A 23831-nucleotide genomic window follows, 5' to 3' on the forward strand; every position below is an offset into this window, starting at 1 on the left:
CTAAAGCCCGATGATATTCACGTCGCTGCCCGTCTCATCAGCTTCTCCGCACTTGCTGTAACAACTAGGTTGTCTTGGACAAACCGCCCCTCTGGAGCAGATCAACCTTGCTTGGGTTTGAATCCCGCGCTCTATCCAGTTGATGTTTAATATCTTAGCGATAGTCGTTAAGTCTTTTTTGATGTGGGGAGGAATAACACTACTTCCGCCGGAAGCGACACAAAGGGACTTAAGTTCTTCCGCTATGGAAACGGCATCGCCACCTTGTGCAGAAATAGCAGGGTTAAGATCAATACCGGCACATAGCACGCGATTATTTCCCGCAGGGTCAAATACGTTGACCGATTCGCAGCAGTAGATACGTGGCTCGTCGCCAACATTTAAAATCGAAATTTGCGCTGAACTGGTATCCAAAGGCTGGGAAAGGCGTCGGAATACCGCCCAGTGCTGGCAAGGGTCGTTTACTTTGCGCATGTTGCCCCAAGGCAATGGAATACCATTTCCTCGATACACTGCTTTTAACTTGCCGGGGCCATAGGCATCAAAATAGTGCCAATGAGGGTAAGGCGAGACCACCGTCATGCGACGCATTGCAACGGAAGGAGAAACGCCGGCCTTTTTGTGAACATCAATTTCGTAACCGGAGCGGTCAAGCAACTGACGAAATGGTACTTTGGGGCAAAGCAAGGCACCAGCAAAAAAGCTGGACTCAAAATCACGCCAAGCTTGCAGGATATCTTGCGAATTGAGTTCAGAGTTCGACACAGGGCTGTCCATTTGCTCCCAATTGTTTTGATGCCCGATAGATAAAACGTTATTCATTGCATCGCTGCTATGGAGCACTCGATGGCCGATATATACCGCCAAGTCATACTTCAATCGGGTTGGATAGTCACGCACTCGTTTATTGAGATAAATAGTCCCAGGTGGCTCCATGAAAGACGTAATCAACTGTTTGGCGCTGACGCCCAGTTCATCAATCACATCTTGTGGCGCTCGATCTACCCAGCGGATATCCAATCCCATACTCTTTGCAATGTCTACGAGATCTTCTACAGATAGATTCAGCCGCTTCAAGCCGACCTCTTCGGCGGCGCGCTCTAAATCAGGAAAATGGTTTTGATGGTTTTCTTGGTGTGCGCGGATCAGTAAGTGGGCAAACTGACGCCCCGTGATACCTGTTTGGGAGAGCATTTCTGGTATCGCGATTTGAAGAATATCATTGGAGAACAGAAAGCTCGGCTCCAACGCCATGCCACTAATCCCGCCACGATTTCCTTTGTTGGGTGTGATGGCTTCTAATTCGGGTTCATCATCTAAAAACCAAGCAGGATCTTTTTGAAAAACTTCCGCGATCACTTCGAGCATATCGATACTCGGTACGCGTTTTCCGCGCTCAATCATTGAAAGGTAAGAAACCGAAGGAGCGTACTCTGGATTAATTCTTACACAACGGGCAGACAAATCTTCCATCGTTAAATGGTTGTTTTTTCTTAGGTTACGAATTTTCGTACCAAGAAAATGAGACTGACGAATAAGGCTTTTTGACACAGACATTTTGTAAAATTCACATTGTAAAATTTTTGTTGTGAAATTGTAGTCAATATTTCGCTAGTCTACATAATGAGCAGGCAAGGAAATTAACCATCCACTTCACAGAATTGCCTGAAACTTAAATAAAGGATTTAAGTTTTTACTCTAGGACGAGTTTTTAAGTGCGAGGATATGACGATGAATATGCTGAACTTCGATAAAAAAGAGATGCAACAACAACAACGCCCATTTATCGCTGAAGCCGTATTTGCCGTCGAAGCGGTAAGTGCTGAGCAGCAGAGTGAGAAACAAGTAAAAGCGAAGCAACTGCTTGACCGCATGTTCCCATTGGAGAACGGGTCGCACCAAGACGTATCAAGTTACGTAATTGATTATCGCCATGTATTGGCTTACTTCAAAGACGGTACGCATAGCGGCCTGAAAAGCCCGAAACATTTTGTGGCGTACACTGGTGAAAAGGAAGATCCAAAGTCGATTTTGTTTAAAGATGATTCGGGCAATCATGTAGAAGTGCTGTTTGGCTGTCACAAAGGCACTGGTTGCGTGGAATTAGTGGACATTGACGATATTCAATTAGAAACTCGCACGACGTTTCATCCTGAACTAACTGGCAATGCACCAACCGCGATGCGCCATTGGATAAGTCTAATCAAAGGCGACAAAAAAGGTAAGCCGATGGCATGCAGTGAAGATAAAGAATATACCGCAAAAAATGGTGACGACTACATTCTAAGTTACTGTTACAGCGTCGATTAAGATACTCATGATTGGATACAAAAACCCCGCACTTTACAGCGCGGGGTTTTCTTTTTCATCATAAAAGTCGTTTTCGCTTAGCCAGTTTATTTAAATTGGCATCACGCGGTTACGACCGAGTTGTTTTGCCTCATAAAGCTGTTTATCGGCTTTATTGATTAAGGCTTCAGGCGTATCACCCGGCTCAAATTCTGCTACCCCAAAAGAAGCGGTAATGCTGTGAACTTGTGTGCCTGAGCGCTTATCTCTGATACGCAGTTTTTCTATCATCCGGCGTAGTGTGTCTGCATATTGGCGAGCAATTCGCAGAGATTTGTTAGGTACAATTAACGCGAATTCTTCACCACCAAAACGGTACGCACATATCCCATCTCGACAACTTTGTTGTAGCCGGCGGGCAATGGCTTTTAATACTGTATCGCCAAAAAGGTGCCCGTAATTGTCGTTAAATGATTTGAAATGATCGATATCAAGCATGATCAAGGTCATTGCCTGATTTGATGCAATAAGTGAAGAGAGATCTTTGTCAAATGCTCGGCGGTTGTATAGGTTTGACAAACCATCGAACAACGCATCTTGCTGTACTTCAGCCAGTTGGTTTTTGAGGCGAGAAATTTCTTCACTCGCGTTAGTCAATTGGCTATTCAAAAACTTTGTTGAGTGACGAATTTCGTGTGACTCTGCGACAAGTTGACGAATCACTACCATCACTTCTTCAATGCTTAGGCTATTGTCCTCAACTTTTTCCAGTTTATTAAAGCTTTTGTCTACCATCTCAGAAAAGGAGGAAGTATCTGAAATTGTATCGCTCATTGAACTGGATACTTCATGTAGCAGAACTTCTACATTGGTTCTAAGATCTTCAAGGCTGGTTTCTGCTTTGCTGGCCACATAGTTGTTGTAAAGCTGTTTATTGGTTGCTGGCGGGCAAATACCGTAGTTTTCTAACACCGTGTCTAACTCAAAGTTGAGTTCTGGAATGGTTTTGTCAACGTAGGTATACCAAAGCGCGTAGTTGGCTGGCGTGGCAGCAACATGGTTTTTGATCATCAGTGGGACCGCTTTTTTTAAATTAGCGGTTGATTTCTTAAACTCGTCGGTCATTTCTGCGATGGTACTAGCAAAATGGGATTGGGCTTAGATTAACGGATATTAACTAATGTCGCTTTAATTTTTATCACTTTTGCATGGTTTATATAGAAAATGAGTGATTAAGATCGTGATCAATACCGTTGGATTCAAATTTTATAAAATATCAGTATGAAACATGTACAGGCATTTGGTGGTATTGCGTGTTTTGAGATATCCAGCAAATGGATTCCGTGTAAACGCTAGTAACCTAATGATCGTCAAACTCTCGTTTTCGTATAAAAGCAAGTAAATCAAAAGGCTTAACGTCAGGGTCTCCGTGAAAAGAACTCGTAGACGAAGAATTAACATCTGAGGGTGCGAATTGAAAAAGAAAATAGGACTTTATTGGTTCACGAACGACTTGCGATTGCACGACAACCCACTGTTGAAAAGCGCCAGTGTAGAAATGGACGAGTTAATTTGCTTGTATTGCTACCCTTCAATGACGCCTTACTTGCATCACTTTGCGCAGGAAGCCTCTTTCGGGCGCGCGAAATTGCAGTTTCTCGACTCATCGCTTAGTGAACTCAATCAATCTTTGAATCACCTTGGTCAGCGATTATGGGCGGTTGAACTAACGCCCGATCAAGCAATCAAGTATGCTGTTAATCGCTTCGGCGTCACACATATATATGCTGACGCCTTTCCCGGTTCGGATGAGCAACAAGCGTTAGATCGCGTAGCTGAAGGCGCTTCTCATGTAAAAATAAAACAGCAAGCAATCCGGACCCTGTTAAGGGAAGAACAACTGCCATTTGACTTGAGCAATCTGCCTACCACTTTCACGCAGTTTAGAAAGCAAGTTGAAGGTTTAGACATCTCTCGGCCCCACGAGAGTATCCGTTCGTTACCTCCAATTCCTTTAGGTGTGAATCTTCCTTCCGTTACTGCATATTACTTTGACACAAAAGCTGCGTTTCATGGTGGAGAAAGCCGCGGGCTTGAACATTGTCGCCAGTATTTTGCTTCCACACTAGCCAGTGAATACAAACAAACACGCAACGGTTTAGATGGCATGGATTACTCCACTAAGTTCTCTCCTTGGCTAGCTCATGGGTGCGTTTCTCCGAAAACTATTTATGCCATGTTGAAACGTTATGAAGCGGAGAGTGGTGCAAATGATTCAACCTATTGGATTTACTTCGAACTGCTTTGGCGTGAATACTTTTATTGGTATGCCCGTCGATACAAGCGGCAGCTGTTCCGATTCGGTGGCATCCAAAATCAAGCACCACTCACTAGCTTTTACGCGCACCGTTTCCAACAATGGAAGAAAGGTGAAACGCCATTTCCTATCGTCAATGCGTGTATGCACCAACTTAATGAAACGGGTTATATGTCGAATCGTGGCAGACAGTTAGTTGCCAGTTGTTTGGTGCATGAGCTTGGCCTCGATTGGCGTTATGGCGCGGCGTACTTTGAGTCACAACTGGTCGATTACGATGTGGCATCAAACTGGGGAAATTGGCAATACTTAGCAGGCGTTGGTGCTGATCCGCGTGGTTCACGACAATTCAACCTCGAAAAGCAAACCGAAATGTACGACCCGCACATGGAGTTCATCGATAGGTGGCAAGGTCGTTGTCCTGGCGCGCATTTGGATAGTGTAGACATGGTCGATTGGCCGATTGTGATGGGCAGCAGTGACAAAGCTTCGTCATCGGAGAAACCGTAATGCAATTTGAAACCGTACGATTGATCTTGGGCGATCAACTTAACAGTGAGCACTCTTGGTTTCAGCAACCGGATGAGCAAGTGCTTTACCTGATTGCGGAGCTCAAGCAAGAGAATACTTACGTCACGCATCATATTCAGAAAGTGTGTGCGTTCTTTTCCGCAATGGAACAGTTTGCGAAAGAGCGTCAGAGTGAAGGTCACCAAGTTCTGCACCTCACGTTGGATGACACACAATCCTTCGACGATCTTGAGCAAGTCTTGCAACACTACGCGAGTGAAGTTGGTGCAAGTAAGTTTGAATATCAACGCCCGGATGAATACCGTCTTCTGGAGCAGTTAGCCAAACTAAAGCTTGATGGGGTCGTGACGCGTTGTGTCGACTCGGAACATTTTTTGTTGCCGTTTGAGGAAATAGAATCGCAGTTTCCTCAAGGTAAACACATCATGATGGAGCACTTTTACCGCCGTATGCGCAAGCGCTTCGACATCTTGATGCAAGACGGAAAGCCCGTCGGCGGAAAATGGAATTACGATGCCAATAATCGTAACAAGCTCAAAGCCAAAGACATTGAACAACTGCCACAACCTTTGATGTTCAGTACTGACATCCACGGCATTATTGAGCGGCTGGCACGACATGACATCAAAACCATCGGAAATCTCGAAGGGGACTTGTTGTGGCCGATTAATCGCGCGCAAAGCCTCTCTTTACTCGCGCATTTCTGCCAAGTCTGTCTGCCGTTATTCGGACGTTTTCAAGATGCCATGACAGGCCAGCACGACGCTAAGTGGAGCTTGTATCACAGCCGAATTTCATTCTCGCTTAACAGCAAATTACTGCACCCGAGAGAAGTCATTGATGCTTCACTCAAGGCATTTCATTCCAACGCGGACATCGACATTTCTCAAGTTGAAGGGTTTATTCGCCAAATCTTAGGATGGCGAGAGTACATTCGAGGGGTCTATTGGGCGAACATGCCTCATTACCCGAAAAACAACGAATTGGGCGCAGAAAGAAAGCTGCCAGATTTCTTCTGGAATGGTGAAACTAAAATGGCTTGTATGCGCAATGCGATTGGGCAGTCCCTCGATTACGCGTACGCACACCACATCCAACGATTGATGGTCACTGGTAACTTTTGCTTGCTAACCGAGATCGACCCAGATCAAGTGGATGAGTGGTATCTCGGTATCTATGTTGATGCGATTGAATGGGTCGAAATGCCGAACACACGTGGCATGGCATTGTTTGCGGATGGCGGCATTGTTGGCACCAAACCTTACGCGGCGAGTGGTTCTTACATCAACAAAATGAGCGACTACTGTAAGGGTTGCCATTACGACAATAAGGCGAGGAGTGGGGAAGGATCGTGTCCGTTTAACAGCCTTTATTGGCGCTTTATGAACAAGCACGACAAGCGCCTCGCAGCCAATCCACGAATCGGGATGATTTTCCGCTCTTGGGACAACATGGAAGAACAGCAACGCCAAGCGATTCTTGATACCGCAGAGCACTACATAGAAAACGTGGAGAACTTGTGATGGAAATACTCATCGTCGGTGGCAATGGTGGAATTGGTTTGGCAGTGGTGAGAGAAGCCGCAGCTCGGTTCCCTCAAGCGCGCGTGCATGCCACTTATCGTAAGCAGCAACCAGATTGGCAACACCCAAATGTCGTTTGGCATCAAGTGGATGTATCGCAAGACGAGCAGGTAAAAGCGTTCAGTGAGCAGATTGAACACGTCGATTGGTTGGTGAACTGTGTTGGTATGTTGCACACCCAAGAGAAAGGTCCTGAGAAGAATCTTAGCTCGCTCGACGCAGACTTCTTTCAGCAAACCATCACGGTCAATACTTTGCCAAGTTTACTGTTGGCAAAATACTTCACTCCCAAGCTAAAATGCAGTACTGCACCTAAGTTTGCGACCATTTCAGCCAAAGTTGGCAGCATTAGCGATAATCAGTTAGGTGGTTGGTACAGCTATCGAGCATCGAAAGCCGCATTAAACATGTTCCTCAAAACCATGTCGATCGAATGGCAAAGGATGGTCAAACATGGCACGGTGCTGTCACTTCACCCAGGTACTACAGACACCGCTTTGTCGGCACCTTTTCAAACCAATGTGCCAGAGGGAAAGCTGTTCACACCAGAGCGAGTCGCAAAGGATTTATTAGGCTTGTTAGAAAAAGCAACTCCGCAAGATAGCGGGGCGTTTTGGGCTTATGATGGGACGTTATTACCTTGGTAAGAGAACGCGTACAAACGTTAATACAAAGGGAATAACATACTCCAGAGAGGGTCGGAGTGACCTACGTTTTCGTTGATTTATTTCTTCGGCAACGCTCAGAACAATAAACGATTTCCTCCCAATTTCGCGCCCACTTCTTTCTCCAAGAAAATGGGCGCTGACAGACCGGACAGACTTTCATGGGAAGGTTGGATTTAAAACCTTTCATCGCGCTGAATGTTCACTCCTAATTTGGTTAAAACTACTTATCAAATAGGTACAGGTAATCGCCGTAGCCTAAACTCGCCATCTTGTTCACAGGTACAAATTTCATCGCAGCAGAGTTCATGCAATAGCGTAATCCCGTCGGCTTCGGACCATCTTTAAACACATGACCTAGGTGTGAATCACCAAACTTACTGCGGATCTCCGTTCTAGGGTAGAGTAGTTTATAATCGGTTTTCTCCACGATGTAACCCGGGTTAATTGGTCGAGTAAAGCTTGGCCAACCTGTGCCAGATTTGTATTTATCAGTAGAAGAAAATAGCGGTTCACCGGTCACAATATCCACATAAATTCCCGCTTCTTTGTTGTCCCAGTATTCATTATCAAACGGACGCTCCGTGCCTTCTTCTTGCGTCACGTAATACTGTAGCTCTGTTAAGTTTGATTTGATTTCAGACTGAGCAGGCTTACTGTACACTTTCACTTTCGAAAGCAGCTTTTTTTCTTCAATCAACTGTCGAAGTGTTTTAGGGCTTTCTTTTCGATCTTCACCAAATACTTCGTCGAGATATTTATCGCGACCTGATGCGTAGCGGTAGTATTTGTACTTCAGGCTACTCTTCTTGTAGTAATCCTGATGATACGACTCCGCAGGGTAAAACTTTTCAAACTCGATCAGCTCTGTTTTCAACGGTTTTGGATAGATCATCGCCTTGTCGATTTCCATCATAAACTGCTTAGCAATCTGCTTTTGCTCCGCATTATGATAGAAGATCGCCGGACGGTATTGAGGACCACGGTCAACAAATGAACCTTTATCGTCGGTAGGGTCGATATGACGGAAGAAGTAATCCAGCACTTGTTCGTAGTTCACAACAGCAGGATCGTACTTCACCTCAATCACTTCAATATGACCAGATTTACCAGAAGAGACTTGGCGGTAAGTCGGGTTTTCAATATGACCACCTGAATAACCTGATACAACATCGATTACGCCGGGCAGTTGCTCTAAATCCGATTCTGTACACCAGAAACAACCGCCAGCTAGCGTTGCGATTCTTGTATTCTCTGAAGCCTTCAGCTTATCCATCGTATCGGCGGTACCTGTTTTACTCAATAGTAGAAACAAGACTGGAAGTGCGAAGGAGAAACCGGCCAATAACTTAGACATATTCTTCATAGCTACCTCATCGTTATTTTTGTAGAAAGTGTTACTTAAATAAAAAGTGTTACGTATAGAGAAAGGTAACCGAGCGAAAAAATTACAGTAATGTTGAAAATTCCGTTGCCCTTTTATGCGATAGAGCTAAAGTATCGACAAGAAACACACCGCTAGTAAGGGCAACGATGCCTTGAATAAGCGATGCTAAATGAGGTAAATCATGCAAGCTGAAGTTAAATGGATAGAAGATTTTAAATTCCTTGGGCAATCTCAGTCGGGCCACTCCGTAGTGATGGATGGCAATGGTGGTGCAACCGCACCAAGCCCAATGGAGATGGTTGAACTATTTGTGCAGTAAGCTAAAATGATGTAAATACAGCCATTTAGCGAATCATTTTATGAAGCCAACAATCATTACTTATCTGCGATATTCGAGCAAACAGCAAGCTGATGGTTTATCAGAATTTCGACAAAGTGAAATCAATAGGAAGTTCGTAGAGAAGTTTTGTGAAGAGCATGGTGTTGACTTAAATGAAGTTATATCGTTAAAGGATTTAGGTGTAAGCGCATATCGTGGCTTAAACCTAACACTTGGCTCGTTCAGCCAAACTATCAAGAAATTTAAGTCTGGTGAGATCAAGAAAAGGTTTAACGAAGATGGCGAAATTAACACTTATCTGATTGTCGAAAGTTTAGACCGGATTACTCGAACTGGACCCTTCAAATCTACCCAGATTTTCACTGAATTGCTCGAATATACAAAAATCGTAGTTTTGGCTGACGGTGAAAAGAAAATCTATTCTAAAAAATCTATAGACTCCACGCATGGGATGATGGATCTCTTCATGGCTTTGATTAGCTTGCAGCGTTCGCACACTGAATCACTGATGAAAGAATACCGTTCGAGAAAGTCATGGGAAAAGAAGCGTGAAGATTTGCTTAACTACTTCACCTTACCAGAAGACGAAAGGGAAGGCCTTGAACGACCAAAAAATGCTACTGCTATGTGTCCGTTCTGGCTAACCGCGAAGAAAGACGGTCGCGGTTACGATTTCATTCCTGAAAACAAGAAAGTGATGGATTTTCTGATTGAAAAGCTGTTAGACGGTAACGGAATGACAAGGGCTGTACGTCTTCTCAACGATGAGATAGACAATGGCAATCTAAAGCCTAAGTTGAAAAAGGCAAACCGTAAAACTCGACATTTTAGAGCTGCTGCTTATAGCGGTTTGTTTAACTCGGTGATCTCAACTGTTAAAGGTGATTATCTCTTAACAGAATCTTACTATCCGACTGAAGATGATGTGGAACAAGGCAAGTATCCAGAAAAGCATTTGGGTAAACGTGTAAGAAAAGAAATCGCTGTTTTAAAGAATTACTATCCAGCGTTAATGACAGAAAGCCAAGCGGCATACATTCGTAAAATGATGGATGAAAGACGCACTTCTGGTACAAAACCGAATAAAAGCATTAAGAATCTTGCACAGGGCATTCTACGTTGTCCTTATTGCAATAGTACATACATTAAGAGCAAAGATAGGCGAAACGTATACTTGCGCTGTAACTTAGCTCGAGAAGGCTTGTGTTATGCAAAAGTGATTAAGCATGATGTGTTTGAGCATAACCTGCTTCAATTCTGCAAAGGTTTAAACATCAACAAAATCATTTCAAACCAAGCATGTGATCAAGTTCTTGATAGTTCACTTAAAGAGCTTGAACAAAAAATGATACCTTTAAAAGTTAGAAAATCTGAACTTGAAGATGATATTGAACAGATTGTTAAGAACATTAGTAGTATAAAAATACCGTCTTTACTTGAAAAAGTTCAAGATGATTATCTGGCAAAAGAAAATGAATTGAAAAAAGTTGTTCAGGAGATTGATCTAATTGAAACATCAATCATGAAACTTCAACAGCAAATCGCTATGTCAGATGGTGATAATTCACTGCAAGAGCTGATCGACTTGACTCTTGATGAAAGCGCTGATGATGAGATTAGACAACGCTTCAATGTTGAATTGAAGAAAGTAGTTAAGAGCATGACTGTGCTGTATCGAGATACTGAAGATAATCCTTTTGGTTATCATATGATTTCAATTCAGTTTTTAGACGGTGTTCACCGACTTATCCCTGTTCATGAAAAAATGACTGACAAAATACATAACATTTTGCCTTATCAGGATGCTGTCAAAGTAGACTCAGTTGATTTCTCTGAAACGGTTATCTTACCAACAGACTACCTTGAGGGGCTTGAAAGCGGTAAGTATCCACAATTAGATGGAATGGCAAAGTACTACCAAGAGAATCCAGCTAAATATCTGAAACTAAAATACCAAATCGACCACTCGCAAGAGATCTACGAATAAAATTTTAACTGGGAGAGGCAAAGGGATTGTAGGACAAGCATTCCCTACAATCCCTTGTATCAAACTGATGGCAAGATAAATCATAAAATTGCTTTAAAAATGCCAAAATAAAACTTGACAAATTGCAAAAATAAATATTGACATTTAGAGCTGATTACTGTTACTATTCCCAACGTTGAAAAAGCTAATCACTTTTTCCTCCTCTCAAAATTGATAGTCGTGGTGCGCCACTTCTACCTCCAAAATATTAAGCAAGAACGGCTTATCTGCAATGTGCAGATTCATGTTCAACAATCTAAAAGCACTCTTTCCGCAAGGATCATTGTTCGCTTTGTTCATTCAAAGTGCAGGGATAGATCTATCTGCTGAATCAGAACTACCTTTTAGTTGTTGTCATACCGCCCTCTTATTGCTTTCTGAAAACCAGTATCGCTGTGCATTTCTCGTCAGTGATAGCGGTTCTCACCACACATAAAGCACAAACTTAATATTTACGCCCACTGGGTGGGGCTTTTTACACCCTAAATAAACTCAAAAATTAAGAGAGGATTGATTATGAAAAAAGAAAATATTGATATTTCAACAATGGCGCTGCATGAATTAGAAGCCTTGAAGCGAGAAGATTCACAGTATCTGTTTGAGCAAACGGTTCTGTTCTTCAAGACTGATAGACCAATGACTCGTTCAGTGGTCGTAGCAATGATTTTACTGAGTGTAACGGATTTTGAATGTTTGCGTTTAGAGCGCTTGGATTTAACTGATTTAGATCTGCGTGGCGTGAACTTCTGCGGTTCAGTGATTAAGAACTGTGATTTTAGTGGTGCTGATTTGTCTAACGCCAGTTTTGAGTATACGGAAATCAAAGATTGCGATTTTACCGATGCGTTATTCGCTGAAACGTTTATGTATTCAGCAACGTTCAAGCAGTGTGATTTTGAAGGGGTAAACCTTCTATATGCAAGGGAGCGAGCTGATGGGTTTGAAGACAACAATATCAATGTGAATGTAGGTTTCCCTCAGAAAGCAATCGCAATCAATGTTGATAACACTATCGATGCAGATATTGCGTCAAACGCTATGTTGAAGCTGATCTCTTACCTGATGCGTCAAGGTTTTAAAAATAGATCTCAGTTAATCAGACTTTGTGAGCTGTTCATCAAGCCAAAGGTAAATAACGTGATCTCAGAAGCAGCGTATCTGCCGCTTTTTGAAACGACTTATGACTATGTTACCCAACAACAAACAAACCAATAGGAGGGTGAGAGATGTGTAATTACAACAAATTACCTTTCGATGAGTTAGTCGATGTAACAAGTGAGCCCAGTTGCTGGCGCTGCGGTTCAAGTGATTACAGTGCTGGTGAAACAGAGTTTCATGGCGATTATCTAAACCAAGATGTTGAGTGTAATGACTGTTACTCAACATGGCAGTTAGTCTATGAAATTAAACAAGTTTATGTTCCACAACAATAGGAGGATGATATGGAATTAATGACAAGTATTGAGCAAAAAGCTCAAGCGATTATTGAGAAGAAGTATTTGAGCAAAATCGAAGAGCATAGTCAATGTGATACGTGGGTGGTTGAGCGTATCGCTAACGATTTAAGTGTCACGCATAAAACGCTGATGTTCTCTATGCTACCAAAATACACAAGAGTGAAGGTGATTGAGAGTTTGATATTCCATGACACTTTAACTTTCGATCATATAAGAATAGTTGAGCATGAGTTACAAAACACCAGTGATGGGTGTGAAGTTGATGACATGGATTTGTGTACCTATCATCGTGATGTAATGGCTTCTCTCAGTCCTTATTGTAAGGGGGTGAAATGAACCTATATATCGTTGAGTCACAGTTTGAACAAATTGCAGATGAATGCATTGACTATAAAGCGGATCAGCCAATCTACATCTTATCAGGTGATGCTGAAATGTTGGAAGGTTATGGTGAGGTCGAGATTATCGCTGTAGAAGAACTATTCGTAACTTTATGTCACTTACCTACATTTAATTTTGACTGTGAAAAAATGGTCAATTTTTTTGAAAGAGTGGATGGTTATGCTGGCGATTTTGTTATGCACGATCAAGCACTCTATTTAGAAACATATAAAGAAGATGGTCTACGTCCTATCGTGATCGATCTCGTTAACAATTGGTACAATGAGGTGGTTTATTCTGTAAAAGCTTCTGATGGTAAAACATATTGTATTGATGCAGATTTAAATGATGCACTGAGTGTTGTTGCTTGTATGCAGCTGGATCTAAAAGCATTAATGAGAAGGTATGTATTTGGGTGGAGCGATGCATATTCAAACTGGTTACAGACAGGTGATGATGATTATTTAGCCCCTTTGGATCAGCTTATTGAGTTGGAACTTAGTCGATTGACGTTTGATGATATTGCAGAAAAAATATTGCCATTACATCAACTTCCCGATTCCTATTTTCATGTGGATCTGTATGAGTATGAGGATTTAGAGCAATTTGTCATGAACAAGAATTACTCATCTTTGGCTAATAGTCTTCTTACTGACGGATTGAATGGACTGCTGCCTTAATGAATGTTCAAAGATATAGGTATTAAATATGTATCGTATCAGTTATTTACGCACATAGAAGACCGCATCAAGCGGTCTTTTTGTTATATCGTCAATCGTCTTTTCGGCTGTTCCGTCTTTAAACGCGCCATTTCGACTTTCTTTTTGTCTGCCTGTATCAATTCATCTACCTTGCGAGAAAGTGGCTTAGAAGCGCTACTATCGAGCTTATAACGCAAGTTTTCCTCGGTAACAAGTTCCAGACCGTTCTCAATCTCACGCAAACCAGTGATGTGCTTCCCTACCAGCTGTGTAAATTGCTCGTCAAACTCTGCTTCTTCAGCAATATAGCACTGTAGAAAAAATTGAGATTGATCTGTTAAATCAATTCTTTGTGTCTCTTGCTCTAATTTCAGCGTGTGGCATTGCACTTTTTCAGTGATGTAGTTCTGCGCTTCTTTTGCTTGTTTGCAGACAGATAGCAATGCTTTCTTTTGATCAGCAAACTGCTGAGTCCAGCTTTCAAGATAAGCAGCATGGGAATTGAACGTTTCTAACCCTTGGTCAAGACACATAAATAGCGTTGCTGTTTCAGCGATCAATTCTTCTTTAGCATAGGCTTGAGAGCCAAATGGATTGCTTAACTTTCTGTCTAACCTTGAAGGGTGGCCAGTGCTGTGGCTAAGTTCATGCAAAATCACAGCAAATCTCGCCTTATCGCTTTTAAACTTATCCCTTGGCGGTATCACGATGTGATCTTCTTTAACACTGTAATAAGCTCGATCTTCGTCTTTCTCCATTACAGGTACGCCCATTGAGTCAATGATGAGCTCTGCATTTTGAACAAAAGCGGAATCCTGCTCTGCTTCGCTCATTGTCTGATTGGCTAACACTTCTTGTTTGGCGAAATATGGCAGTTCGTCAATGTATGACTGAGGCAATAAGTGTTTGACTTTCTCTATCGGAAAAACACGATAAGTACGCAGCCCACGCTTTGCCTCAAAACCCTTGTCTTTCATCTCGCTAAAGCTCATGCCCTTAGTCAATTTTTCGAACTGTACTTTACTGATTTTTTCCCCGTCCTTTGCGTAGTTCTCTAAATATTTCACCACGACATTTTCCAGTTTAATACCTTTTAACGGCTTATTAGGGTCAAAATCGTCAGATTTTGGGGGTAGTTGATCTTTGTGCTTTTCGAGTAGTTCTGATGCTTGCTTGAACGTGCAGTAAATCGGTATTTTGGTAGCGCTATTTTGCTGTGCTTCTAACAACATGATGATATTGATTCCGTTGTATTCGTTACCGAAAAAATTGATTGGTAAAGCATTTAACGTTGAACGGTAGAAACTCACTTCAACATCACTGTCAGAACTTGGCTTCTCGCCTTTAGGCTTTGAGAAAAAGTCGAATAATCGATCTAATACTTGGTCTTGCTGGCTTTTTTTGTTCTTAGTGCTGCCAGTAGCACTCGATTTGGATTTACTCATAAATACACTCCTTTGTTGATGAGCTTACTTATGTCGTATCACGCTTTTGAATATCTCCAAGTTACTGAAATTATTGATGGTTAGTTTTTCTTTTAGATATTGTTTTTTTGCTTGTTTGGTGCTTGGGAAAAACAGCACACTCTTGTTAAACGTTGGATTTGTGGTATGCCATTAAGTAAACGAAAGGAGAAAAAAGATGAGAAATGCGTATACCAAATTGATGTTACAAAAGAGCAAATTGTTGCTTGAGCAACGTCCTGAGCTATTCGAACAATACGTTGTTTTTGCTAAGACGTTGGAAGGCTCCGGTGATAAGAACGTCGTGAGAGAGTTGTTTCAATATTTTTATGATCAAGATTTGTTAAGACCAGAGCTGATTCTTGAGGAGAGAAGTCCGTTTACAGCTCAAATGTTGTTTAGTTTTGAGCAATATGACTTGTTTAAAGCGATGCTGCTGGAGTATCAAGATCACGAACAGAGAGGTTTATATCTTGCTGGCACCGGTTTTGATGTACCCGACTGGGTGTTTGATCCGCTCAATCAGTCAGTGCCTTTAAACCCACAGAGAATGGCGGAAATAAAGCAGAACTACCCAGCAAAACAAGTTGTGATTGGCTCAAGTGTTGATGTGCCAGAAGGATTCTATTTTGGCGATAAGATTCTGTCGAGTTTTAATGGTGAAACGCTGCCTGATGTGGCATTTGATGCGTTAGAAGAACCGAAAGGTGTTGACGAAATTCTCTCGTTGGATTCCCTACGTCAGTTGCATTGCAGTTCAACGATTTCTATTGGCGATAGTGGAACGATGATCAAGGAGTATTACGACTTAAAGCAGCAAAAAGAGTGGTTAAATGGCTATCTTGAATTACTTGGAGGTACAGCACAGCGTCAGAGCATTTATTACCATAATGGTAAGCAAAAATCACTTGCTTCACCTGTTACAGCGAATGGCTTGCTATTAGGTAAAAATCCCAGTGTTGATGAGTTGATTAATGCTCTATTGGTCGTCAAAGATAAACACATTCATTCTTTCCCGTATCAAGAATTGAGCGTTGAAAGCCTGCGTATGGCACTGGAAATAATCAAACAAAATTCATTGTTTGACTTGAAAACGACAACGGTAGGCGAAAAGGTCGATCAGCGTGTCAGGCTTGTGGTTCAGCAAGTTTGCTTCCCTGATAAGATATTGGTGCAAGAGCGAGATAATCCATTTGAAGGTGTTGAATTAGACGTTGCTCAACCAGTGCCAAGTGATGAGCCAGATTATGAAGAACAGATCATCGCTGAATTAAGAAGGGAAGTCCAAGAGGGGTTATTTGAAGAGCCAGCGATCGCGAAGCGTAAAGTTAAACGATCTAAGGGATTGCGAATATGACCAAAAAAGAGTTATTAACACTGAGCTTTTTCGGTCATTTGTTTGATAGTGATTTTGAAACAATACCGTCAGCACAAGACGAGTATTCCGCATTTGAAAATGCCTATCTTGATTTGAATGAACCGTTTGTCTCATTGATGTTCAATCGCTTGAATCTGGTTCTGGTTGAAGCGGTTCAAGAGCAGAGAAAATGTAAAGTAGAAGGAGCACTGCAAACAGTTAAACACGCGTTTATGGTTTGTCAGTTTCAATGCCAGAATGAACCACATACGTTTTGGTATGGTTTTGGCTCGGCTGATTGTAATGAAAAATTAGAGTCGATTTTGGCGCATCCGTCGGTAGCACAACTCTATGTTGTGTGCGAAAAGGCAATAGACGATTTGTTCTTCTTTGAGCAACCAAAGCGAAGTCAAACAAAGCCTCGCTTGAGGCTTCGTTAACCGTTCTGTGTGGCTATGGCCTGCGATAAACATGCTTTAATGACGTAAATCTCAGGAAAGGTGAGACGCAAGTTGTAGATTTTAAAGCACGGTGTGCAATGTTGGAATATTTGCCCAAAACTCATGGCTTCCATTACCAGTGCTTCAAAGTCTCGATCTACTTGATACTGATAAAACCTACGAAATCCTTTCGCCATTCTGTCAGTGGCTTCTTGATAATCCGTTTCATCAGCATAGTGCAACGCTGTAAGTAGCTGCGATACATCTTTAAAAGCGATACCGACAGCAGCCAGCTCTTGCTTAAATCTTTGCCATAGTTGAGTATTACATCGTGCATATTGAATAGCAGTGAGTAGATTATCCGCATAGACGGTTGTCGCTATGTGGAAGCGCGAATGCTTTTCTACCAATGCGTCATACAGCTCAGTAATACTGTATGACTGACTTGGATTAATACCCGTTATAAGGTGAAACTCTTGCGTTAACTGTCGATAGAAGTGCTGCTGTGCTTTATGGTACGTTTTAAACTGCTTGATGTTGCTGTGGTTGCGCTGTTGCTTCGCTATAATCAACCAGTATTGCCTCATGCCTGTGATATACACCAACTTTTTGTACTGCTGCAAAAAGGCTCCATAGTCATAGTTTGATAGTAGGCAAATATCCTCAATCGTCAGGTTGGATGTGTAATTATTCAGTTGATTAATTATGGATTTCATCATTGACCTTCCTGAGTTTCTCTCTTAATAAAATCCGCAATTTTCTTCTCTTCGGTTTTGTCATGATACGCCAGTAGACACTGGTATTTTTTAACCAGAGGTTTGAAAAAATCGACTAAGAACAAACGATCCGCTTCGCTAACCTCTTCTGCCTCGACCAACGCCTGTTGATAGGTTGGCAAACGCACAATATCCATTTGCTGTTTGGCTCTGAAAAACTGGCGATTGAAGCTCTGTTTTGAGAGACCTTGCTTGCACAACTGTTGTTCAAATAACACTTCAAAATCGGTTTGGTTCGCAATCAAATCGATCACGCCTTTTAGTTCGTTTCTATTTAGCTGATCTTCGATCTGCTCAATGCTCCAATTCATAAACTCTCCTTGTTTGAATGACCTCTTATTGGCTTACCACAGACTGGGTTATTTGCAATATTTAGCTGGCGTGATAAGACGGTTATGTACCCAAAACATAAGGAGTTTCTATGGATAAAAAAGCGTTTTTAGACGGAATTGAAGAGTTAAAGCAGCGAGAAGATTACAGTGGTCTTATCGTAAAAATTGAAGAGAGTAAGCCGAAAAACTGGTCGATTTTGGTTGAGAAATATCCTGAAAAATTGGAAGAAGCACAGTCGTTATCGTCAGTTCAGCAAAGAGTTAAAATCACGCTGTTCCAGCTTGAGAAACTGGCTGAAAAATACATAGAAAAACACGATCTTCGTGTTGAAATAAGAGCGAATCAGAAAGAGGTCGATCGCCTACGTTCAAGAGTATTATCAAACAAAGACAGATTGTTTGATTTTAACTCTGCGACACCGTTTCCGAGCCGTTGTACCTTCGCTGTCACTAAGTCGTTTTTGAAAGGTTGTCGTGACTATCTCCATACCGATTGGAGAGCAGAATTTTCTGATGATTTGCTGCGCTTTGATGGACAAACACTACTCCTCGAATCTCAGCAAGGAAATCTGACAAAGTGCCTAAATGAAAAAGGGAAAAAGATTAAATTACACCCTCAAACACTCTCAGGGCTCGTGTTCATCATCAACCACCACTGTGATACTCGTTATTGGTTGAAAATGGAAATGCCGCAAGAAATGCGCTGGGCACTGGAGCAAGGAGCGAAACGAGATCTCAGGGAAATTGTTTCATCTCTTGATACTGACCCACAAGTTAAGCGCTTGTTTTATCGCTGTGATTTTGAAGTGAGTTTGCAGCAGTTCTGCAAAGCTGTAATCGAAGCGATTCCGCATATTCATACTTACAACCATTTGCTTGATGATCTGAGTGTTGATAAGAATAAAACGATTGCTCAACGAGCAGTTGCTGACGCGCTTGATGAGATTGGTTGGGATCAGACGATGTTAGCTGGCGAACGTGGTGAATCGTTATCACTGTATCAGGAATGGGTAGAGCTAATTACTCGCATGTTGAGTCACTATCTGTGGTGCTTCCATACGGAGTGCTTGAAAATATCGATGTTTGAGTTTAAAGAGTATTCAACTGCGAAACCTAAGAGAAGGTGAGCCATTTGTGCTCACCTTGTCAATTGAATTAGAAAATTTTAGCGCCACAAAATAGAACCAAGCTGTTTAGGACAGATCTCATAGTTTTAACTTTTTGGTCTTAGGAGCGGGTTCAGTTTTATTCTTATTTGTCTTAGCGGTGCTCATCTCTAAGCGCTGCTTCTGGCTCTCAATCTGTTTCTTCACACGTTCACGCTGCTCTGGCGATAGGTGCTCATTGTCTAAAAGGTGCGTCCCAACAGCTTCCCCAAACTGGTATTGGTCTGGATTCTTCTGACTGTATCTGACAAAGTTCTTCTCAAACCTTGCCAGCTCTTGCTCAAGCTTCGCATCAATCATTCTTTGCAACTTTTTGTCACTGCTCATATTGTTATACTCAACCACAATCTTCTGGCTGTGCCTGTCCGTTGAGAACATGATCTCAAGGTGTAAATATCTTAGATGTTGTCGTCCAAAGGAATATTTTGCTGGCTTAATCAAGATACCTTCCCCAACGGGTAGCGATTTCGCTTCACGAACCAGCATTGAATGTAAGACCTTGGCTGCACTTGCTCCATGTAGCGTGTTCATCGTGATTCGAGCGTGGTTTTCGTCAATCTGCTTTATCTGGATCAGTGATTCGCCTTTGCGGTTGAAGACCGTGATTTCATCATCATTCTCAAAGACCTCCAAGCCGCAATTATCAAAAAGCGACTGGTGACGATTAAGGTGAAAGTACTCCTGATAGACGTGGTTGTGCTGTTGGTTGTCCATCGAGAAAAACACCACCTTGCGATAGTTGATAGTGCGTGGCATGAACTCCATTAGTTCGCTCTGGTGCTGGCGAATGTCGTCCAAATCTAAACCAAAGTGCTGCGCTATCGCTTTGCCAGACAATTCTGGAGAGTTGAATAGTGAAGCGTTGTATTTTGTCGCTTTAAGGTTGTTTTGGCTGCTCACTTGCTTATTCTCATCCAATTTATGAAACGACAAATGATGTTGCTTGTTTAGATTCACTAACACGCCAGTGGCAAGGCATCGCTCATAGAATGTCTTAAATGCCTTGTTTCTGGCTTCCTGATGTTCGCTTGGTGGTATTTGACCTAACTCTTGAGAAAGTGCCTTATTCACAGCGTTAAGGTTGTTTAACAGTACCGTTTCCATCTTTTCGACTGGCGTTGTATTGCCGTAGCGTTGGCTTTGCTGTTCAAACTGGTGTTGTTTAGCGAAGCGCTTTAACGATTGTTTCAACTTTCTGTTGATGAACGTATTAATAGAGAGGGTGATTGGTACGTCTTTCTGCTGTATTTCAACCTGTTGATTAGATTTAACCTTAAGGGAGATTCCTCTTTTTTGTAATTCATTGATTTTCGCATGTAACGGATCATCGCTGTTCAACACTTCACTGAGCAATCCCTCTAAATCCCTAAACACTTTTTTAACTTCAAACCAATTGTGGCAATGATCTAAAAGGTATGTCAGATAGTCCCTACGAGCGGTTCTTGCTTGGTTCTTTTGCTGACCTGTCGCAACGCCTTGCTCTAAATACTGGGCGAATTGCTTTTCAATTTGCTTATGAACCTTTTGCTTTGTTTCAGAGAAATAACGTGGGTTCATGTAGCGTTGAGTTGTTGGACAAAAAGCATGGGTATAAAAATGGATGTGCGGATTCGCTTCCCCTTCAATATGAAAATTCGAGACAAGCACAATCTCTTCTGGCTTAGTCTTTTTCCCTTTAATATTCTGCTCTTTTTTTATCTGGTTGTAGTAGCTTGCAAGATAGTGGCGAGTGATGTTTTCCATCATCGCTTTGGCTTGTGCTTCGTTACCACCAGATGCTTTTAATAACCTTTGGTATTCCGCTTGAGTAAAGCTCAATGAGCCTTGATAGTTGAACAGTTTCTGAGGATCTAAACATTCTTGGTAATCGTCCAGTTGCTTGGCTTTACGGCTGTTTTTCACGTAATGCTGAGTTATGTAGCAATGCTGCTCTAAACAGTAGGTGTTTACCAATTCAGACAGTTCAGGTTGGCTGAGAGATGCGCCTTTGTGCGTCAGTAATGCACCTAAATCGGGTTGATTTGGGTTTAGAGAAAAGGAAAGGTTGCAGCGCTTGTCGGAGTAGCGCTTGGTCTTCTTATCTGTGATGAGGTAAAGGATGTGGTTGGTTAACGAGCCTGTGTTTTTCCCTTTTCGTTTGTTGTCGCAAGAGAAAGCGACTTTCTTCATCTTGATGATCATAAGTAAACGTCCATGTATACTTATGTCGTATCATGAGAGCGCAAAATGTCAAATAATCCGTATTGCAGGATAAACCCAGAGCCGTTTGTAAAAGTGGCAGCTTTTACTGTTGATGTTTCATTGTGCCTGATGGCAGCCAGCGTACCGCTCTCGTTGTCCCAAGACAGAATGATAAGCGAACGGTTAGAAAGTAAAACTAATATACTGGTGTGACCAGCGTCATAATAAACAGCATTCACACTGTGCATCTATACGGTATTTTCACATTTTTATTCAAACCATCAAAATTAGCCACTTAAATGTCCTACATTAAAATTGTGGTTATTAAGTTAAAAGGATGTTACTTGATATGTGTGATAAGAAGTGTATGAACTACAATGAAGTTCAAGGGACATGTGAACTGATTGAGCGTAGTGATTTATCAGAGCTGGAAGCGTTGATGAATGGCCCAAATGAAAAGTTGGCTGCTTTCTTACTGAAAAACAACTGTGGTGGGGATTTTCGTGCAATGTACCACTGTGCCCGACATGGCTGCTAAGCTCGATTCCTGAGTTATTGTACTTTTAATATCTGGTTAATTTTTTGATCTACTCGAAATTGCTAACTACAGTTGTTATTAGGTAGCTCGCCTCAATGAGCCGTAATCAATGCTAAGGGAGTCGCCTGATGAGCACTACTTCCCTGCAGTATAGTGCTCACCTATTATTTGTGGATTATTAATCTATGACTTTGGTTTTAAGTACCAACCTGAGCCTTTTCTACCAAATCCATTGCCGCCTATCTGGATACTACCATTGTCCAACAACGTGATTGAAGCAGAGGTTGTTTTTTCTCCCAAGGAAACGGATATTTGATACACGTTCTTATCATGACTTAATACTTCGATCGTGGTTTTTTCACCAGCCAAGATCATTTCATTGCCATGAATAGAGAATACATTCCTATCGTCAGGGAGCCTCGATAGCTGACGAGCTTGCTTTTCAGAATATTTAGAAAGGTCTAAAACGTAGTTTCCTTCGAAAGCGTAGCCTCCTGAAAATAATGAAGAAAATAACAAAATGAGAATGGCAAGAGCGCTGAGGGCTATCGCTTTGGCTTTGAATGGAAGCGCTTTTAGATCATTCAGGCTCTTAACCGACCTGAAGGAAGCATAAGTTGTTTCAATAGTCATTAAAGGTATCCTTATTTAATTATTGGTTTAAAGCAGCGTGTTTGCTCACATCGGTGAACGTTATGCTCATAGCACCATTTTCTTTGCATTCCATTTCAATGAACATGTCACCTTGTGTTGGCTTTTCGAATGTGCCTACATAATCTGGATATAGAGGATTAAAGTAAGCTTTTGCATACGCCCCATTCGTTACTAACTGAAACTGATCACGATCGATTTGCTCTTGTTGAGAGCGCTTTTTGTTGACGTAAAGCTCCCATACATCATCCTTAGGATCTTTTTTAACAGCTCTACTTTGATATCCACGATAGTACAAGGGCTTCAATTCTTTCTGTCCCACTTTTCTGATGCAAGTGTTTTGGTCCTTGAACTGTGCAGAGTAAGTGGCGGTAGTGTGCTCTTTGTTCGTGAGCACTGTCATTTCAGGAAAGAATCCACGTTTGAAGGGTAGAGCTTGAATTGTTGCACTATCGAAATACAACAAATCCATATCATTTGATGTTTTGGTCTCTGTTGGCGTTAGCTCATCAACCATATCAATGGTGAATGAGCCTAATCTGAACTTCTGCATTTGGTCATAATCACGTTCGTAACTACTTTTCGCTGATGCATTGATTGAAACACTGAGTCCTATAAGTACAGTCAGTGGCATTAGGATTTTTTTCATAAAAGACTCTTTAATCCTTATAAAAAAAAGCACAAGAATGTGCTTTTTTTACAATTAACATAAATTTATGGCTAAATCGTAATAGAGCAGTTTTTAGCTTTAATAACTGGCTTTGCTGTATTCTTAGCTTGCATGTAAGCTGCATTCATTGTTGATTTTACTTCATTAGTGCCTGTATCAAGGCCTACAGTTGCCAATAATCCTGCGCCTGTATCTAAGTTATCCATGTTATTTTTGTATTCTACAAAAACTTGTTCAATTTGTTCACATTCCATAGTCGAAAAGTCAACCGATGTAATATCACTCGGATTTTCGCTACCTGTTAATTGACAGCCAGCTAATGATAAAATTGCGCAACTAATGATGGCTCTACGAATCATTTAATGTTCCTTTAATTAATATATTATAATAAGGTGACAATACATATCCTTACGACAAATAAAGTATTAATAATTAATTACCTAATGCTCGACATGAATAAGTATAAAATCACACAAAAATCATACATATTTTGGCCTGTTAAGTCTGTGATATTGCTCGCACAAATAATTGGATTTGTTAACTAAATTATCAATTGGGCTTGGGTGACTTTAATTTCTTG

24 protein-coding genes and 1 pseudogene are annotated in these 23831 nt (G+C 41.6%); 14 read left to right on the forward strand and 11 right to left on the reverse strand.

Translation table 11 applies throughout. The annotated features are described in order from the left end of the window. Complete coding sequence (locus tag R7040_RS10230; RefSeq protein WP_104980353.1) at positions 1-1557, reverse strand: DUF3612 domain-containing protein; 1557 nt, start codon at positions 1555-1557, stop codon at positions 1-3. A 174-nt stretch (positions 1558-1731) separates the two neighbouring features. Here R7040_RS10230 and R7040_RS10235 point away from each other — a divergent pair, with 174 nt between their 5' ends. Beyond that, positions 1732-2310 carry a malate synthase gene (locus R7040_RS10235; protein WP_005374156.1) on the forward strand — a complete coding sequence of 193 codons (579 nt, stop codon included), beginning with the start codon at positions 1732-1734 and terminating at the stop codon, positions 2308-2310. 90 nt (positions 2311-2400) lie between these two features. Here the strand turns inward: R7040_RS10235 and R7040_RS10240 are convergent, their stop codons facing one another. Beyond that, the gene (locus R7040_RS10240; RefSeq protein WP_005374150.1) at positions 2401-3414 is read right to left on the reverse strand and encodes a GGDEF domain-containing protein; all 1014 of its coding nucleotides are present in this window, start codon (positions 3412-3414) and stop codon (positions 2401-2403) included. Positions 3415-3763: 349 nt separating this feature from the next. Between R7040_RS10240 and R7040_RS10245 the strand changes: the two genes are divergently transcribed. The 3 genes from R7040_RS10245 to R7040_RS10255 are packed head-to-tail and all read left to right on the forward strand — an operon-like array spanning position 3764 to position 7367. Then, positions 3764-5116 (forward strand): DASH family cryptochrome, encoded by a 1353-nt coding sequence (locus tag R7040_RS10245; RefSeq protein ID WP_064354491.1) that lies wholly within the window; start codon positions 3764-3766, stop codon positions 5114-5116. Next, complete coding sequence (locus R7040_RS10250; RefSeq protein WP_005374147.1) at positions 5116-6660, forward strand: cryptochrome/photolyase family protein; 1545 nt, start codon at positions 5116-5118, stop codon at positions 6658-6660. The genes R7040_RS10245 and R7040_RS10250 overlap by 1 nt, the downstream gene beginning before the upstream one ends. Further along, positions 6660-7367, forward strand: coding sequence for an SDR family oxidoreductase (locus tag R7040_RS10255; protein ID WP_064354492.1), 708 nt, complete (start codon positions 6660-6662; stop codon positions 7365-7367). Before R7040_RS10250 ends, R7040_RS10255 begins: the two co-directional genes overlap by 1 nt. A 61-nt stretch (positions 7368-7428) precedes the next feature. On the opposite strand, the gene R7040_RS10260 is transcribed toward R7040_RS10255, so the two are convergent. Both R7040_RS10260 and msrB read right to left on the reverse strand, forming a co-directional pair. Further along, positions 7429-7575, reverse strand: coding sequence for a DUF2256 domain-containing protein (locus R7040_RS10260; RefSeq protein ID WP_005374142.1), 147 nt, complete (start codon positions 7573-7575; stop codon positions 7429-7431). Positions 7576-7608: 33 nt separating this feature from the next. Further along, a complete protein-coding gene (gene msrB / locus R7040_RS10265) occupies positions 7609-8751 on the reverse strand; it encodes a peptide-methionine (R)-S-oxide reductase MsrB (RefSeq protein WP_167415760.1) in 1143 nt (380 codons plus the stop codon). A 202-nt stretch (positions 8752-8953) separates the two neighbouring features. Between msrB and R7040_RS10270 the strand changes: the two are divergent. The 6 genes and pseudogenes from R7040_RS10270 to R7040_RS10295 form a co-directional block, all read left to right on the forward strand. Continuing rightward, positions 8954-9073, forward strand: a pseudogene (locus R7040_RS10270) (osmotically inducible protein OsmC); the annotation flags it as partial. A gap of 58 nt (positions 9074-9131) precedes the next feature. After that, positions 9132-11099: a recombinase family protein gene (locus tag R7040_RS10275; RefSeq protein ID WP_318096858.1), complete on the forward strand. Its 1968-nt coding sequence runs from the start codon at positions 9132-9134 to the stop codon at positions 11097-11099. Positions 11100-11654: 555 nt separating this feature from the next. Beyond that, positions 11655-12353: a pentapeptide repeat-containing protein gene (locus R7040_RS10280; RefSeq protein WP_262646908.1), complete on the forward strand. Its 699-nt coding sequence runs from the start codon at positions 11655-11657 to the stop codon at positions 12351-12353. Between the two features lie 11 nt (positions 12354-12364). Beyond that, positions 12365-12571, forward strand: a complete 207-nt coding sequence (locus R7040_RS10285; protein WP_318096859.1) for a hypothetical protein — start codon at positions 12365-12367, stop codon at positions 12569-12571. A gap of 9 nt (positions 12572-12580) precedes the next feature. Further along, positions 12581-12931 carry a hypothetical protein gene (locus tag R7040_RS10290; RefSeq protein WP_270049767.1) on the forward strand — a complete coding sequence of 117 codons (351 nt, stop codon included), beginning with the start codon at positions 12581-12583 and terminating at the stop codon, positions 12929-12931. After that, on the forward strand, positions 12928-13656 hold the full coding sequence (locus R7040_RS10295; RefSeq protein WP_318096860.1) for a hypothetical protein: 729 nt from the start codon (positions 12928-12930) through the stop codon (positions 13654-13656). The genes R7040_RS10290 and R7040_RS10295 overlap by 4 nt, the downstream gene beginning before the upstream one ends. Positions 13657-13739: 83 nt before the next feature. Here the strand turns inward: R7040_RS10295 and R7040_RS10300 are convergent, their stop codons facing one another. Then, positions 13740-15122, reverse strand: coding sequence for a zincin-like metallopeptidase domain-containing protein (locus R7040_RS10300; RefSeq protein WP_083140317.1), 1383 nt, complete (start codon positions 15120-15122; stop codon positions 13740-13742). A 196-nt stretch (positions 15123-15318) separates the two neighbouring features. On the opposite strand from R7040_RS10300, the gene R7040_RS10305 reads away from it, so the two are divergent. Both R7040_RS10305 and R7040_RS10310 read left to right on the forward strand, forming a co-directional pair. Beyond that, entirely contained in the window at positions 15319-16497 is a 1179-nt protein-coding gene (locus R7040_RS10305) for a hypothetical protein (protein WP_262646910.1), read from the forward strand. Then, a complete protein-coding gene (locus R7040_RS10310) occupies positions 16494-16937 on the forward strand; it encodes a hypothetical protein (RefSeq protein WP_262646911.1) in 444 nt (147 codons plus the stop codon). The genes R7040_RS10305 and R7040_RS10310 overlap by 4 nt, the downstream gene beginning before the upstream one ends. Here the strand turns inward: R7040_RS10310 and R7040_RS10315 are convergent. After that, complete coding sequence (locus R7040_RS10315) at positions 16934-17656, reverse strand: hypothetical protein (RefSeq protein ID WP_025612742.1); 723 nt, start codon at positions 17654-17656, stop codon at positions 16934-16936. The genes R7040_RS10310 and R7040_RS10315 overlap by 4 nt on opposite strands. Then, entirely contained in the window at positions 17653-18024 is a 372-nt protein-coding gene (locus R7040_RS10320) for a hypothetical protein (protein WP_025612741.1), read from the reverse strand. Before R7040_RS10320 ends, R7040_RS10315 begins: the two co-directional genes overlap by 4 nt. Positions 18025-18134: 110 nt before the next feature. Between R7040_RS10320 and R7040_RS10325 the strand changes: the two genes are divergently transcribed. Next, entirely contained in the window at positions 18135-19172 is a 1038-nt protein-coding gene (locus R7040_RS10325; protein WP_262646912.1) for a hypothetical protein, read from the forward strand. Positions 19173-19250: 78 nt separating this feature from the next. On the opposite strand, the gene R7040_RS10330 is transcribed toward R7040_RS10325, so the two are convergent. Further along, on the reverse strand, positions 19251-21392 hold the full coding sequence (locus R7040_RS10330) for a hypothetical protein (protein ID WP_318096861.1): 2142 nt from the start codon (positions 21390-21392) through the stop codon (positions 19251-19253). A 367-nt stretch (positions 21393-21759) separates the two neighbouring features. On the opposite strand from R7040_RS10330, the gene R7040_RS10335 reads away from it, so the two are divergent. After that, positions 21760-21930, forward strand: a complete 171-nt coding sequence (locus R7040_RS10335; protein ID WP_180803307.1) for a hypothetical protein — start codon at positions 21760-21762, stop codon at positions 21928-21930. Positions 21931-22113: 183 nt separating this feature from the next. On the opposite strand, the gene R7040_RS10340 is transcribed toward R7040_RS10335, so the two are convergent. The 3 genes from R7040_RS10340 to R7040_RS10350 form a co-directional block, all read right to left on the reverse strand. After that, entirely contained in the window at positions 22114-22563 is a 450-nt protein-coding gene (locus R7040_RS10340) for a hypothetical protein (RefSeq protein ID WP_262646914.1), read from the reverse strand. Positions 22564-22582: 19 nt separating this feature from the next. Then, positions 22583-23230 (reverse strand): hypothetical protein, encoded by a 648-nt coding sequence (locus tag R7040_RS10345; RefSeq protein WP_270049764.1) that lies wholly within the window; start codon positions 23228-23230, stop codon positions 22583-22585. A gap of 71 nt (positions 23231-23301) precedes the next feature. Continuing rightward, positions 23302-23610, reverse strand: a complete 309-nt coding sequence (locus tag R7040_RS10350; RefSeq protein ID WP_262646916.1) for a hypothetical protein — start codon at positions 23608-23610, stop codon at positions 23302-23304. Positions 23611-23831 lie beyond the last annotated feature (221 nt).

The organism is Vibrio sp. 1069 (genome assembly GCF_033340555.1).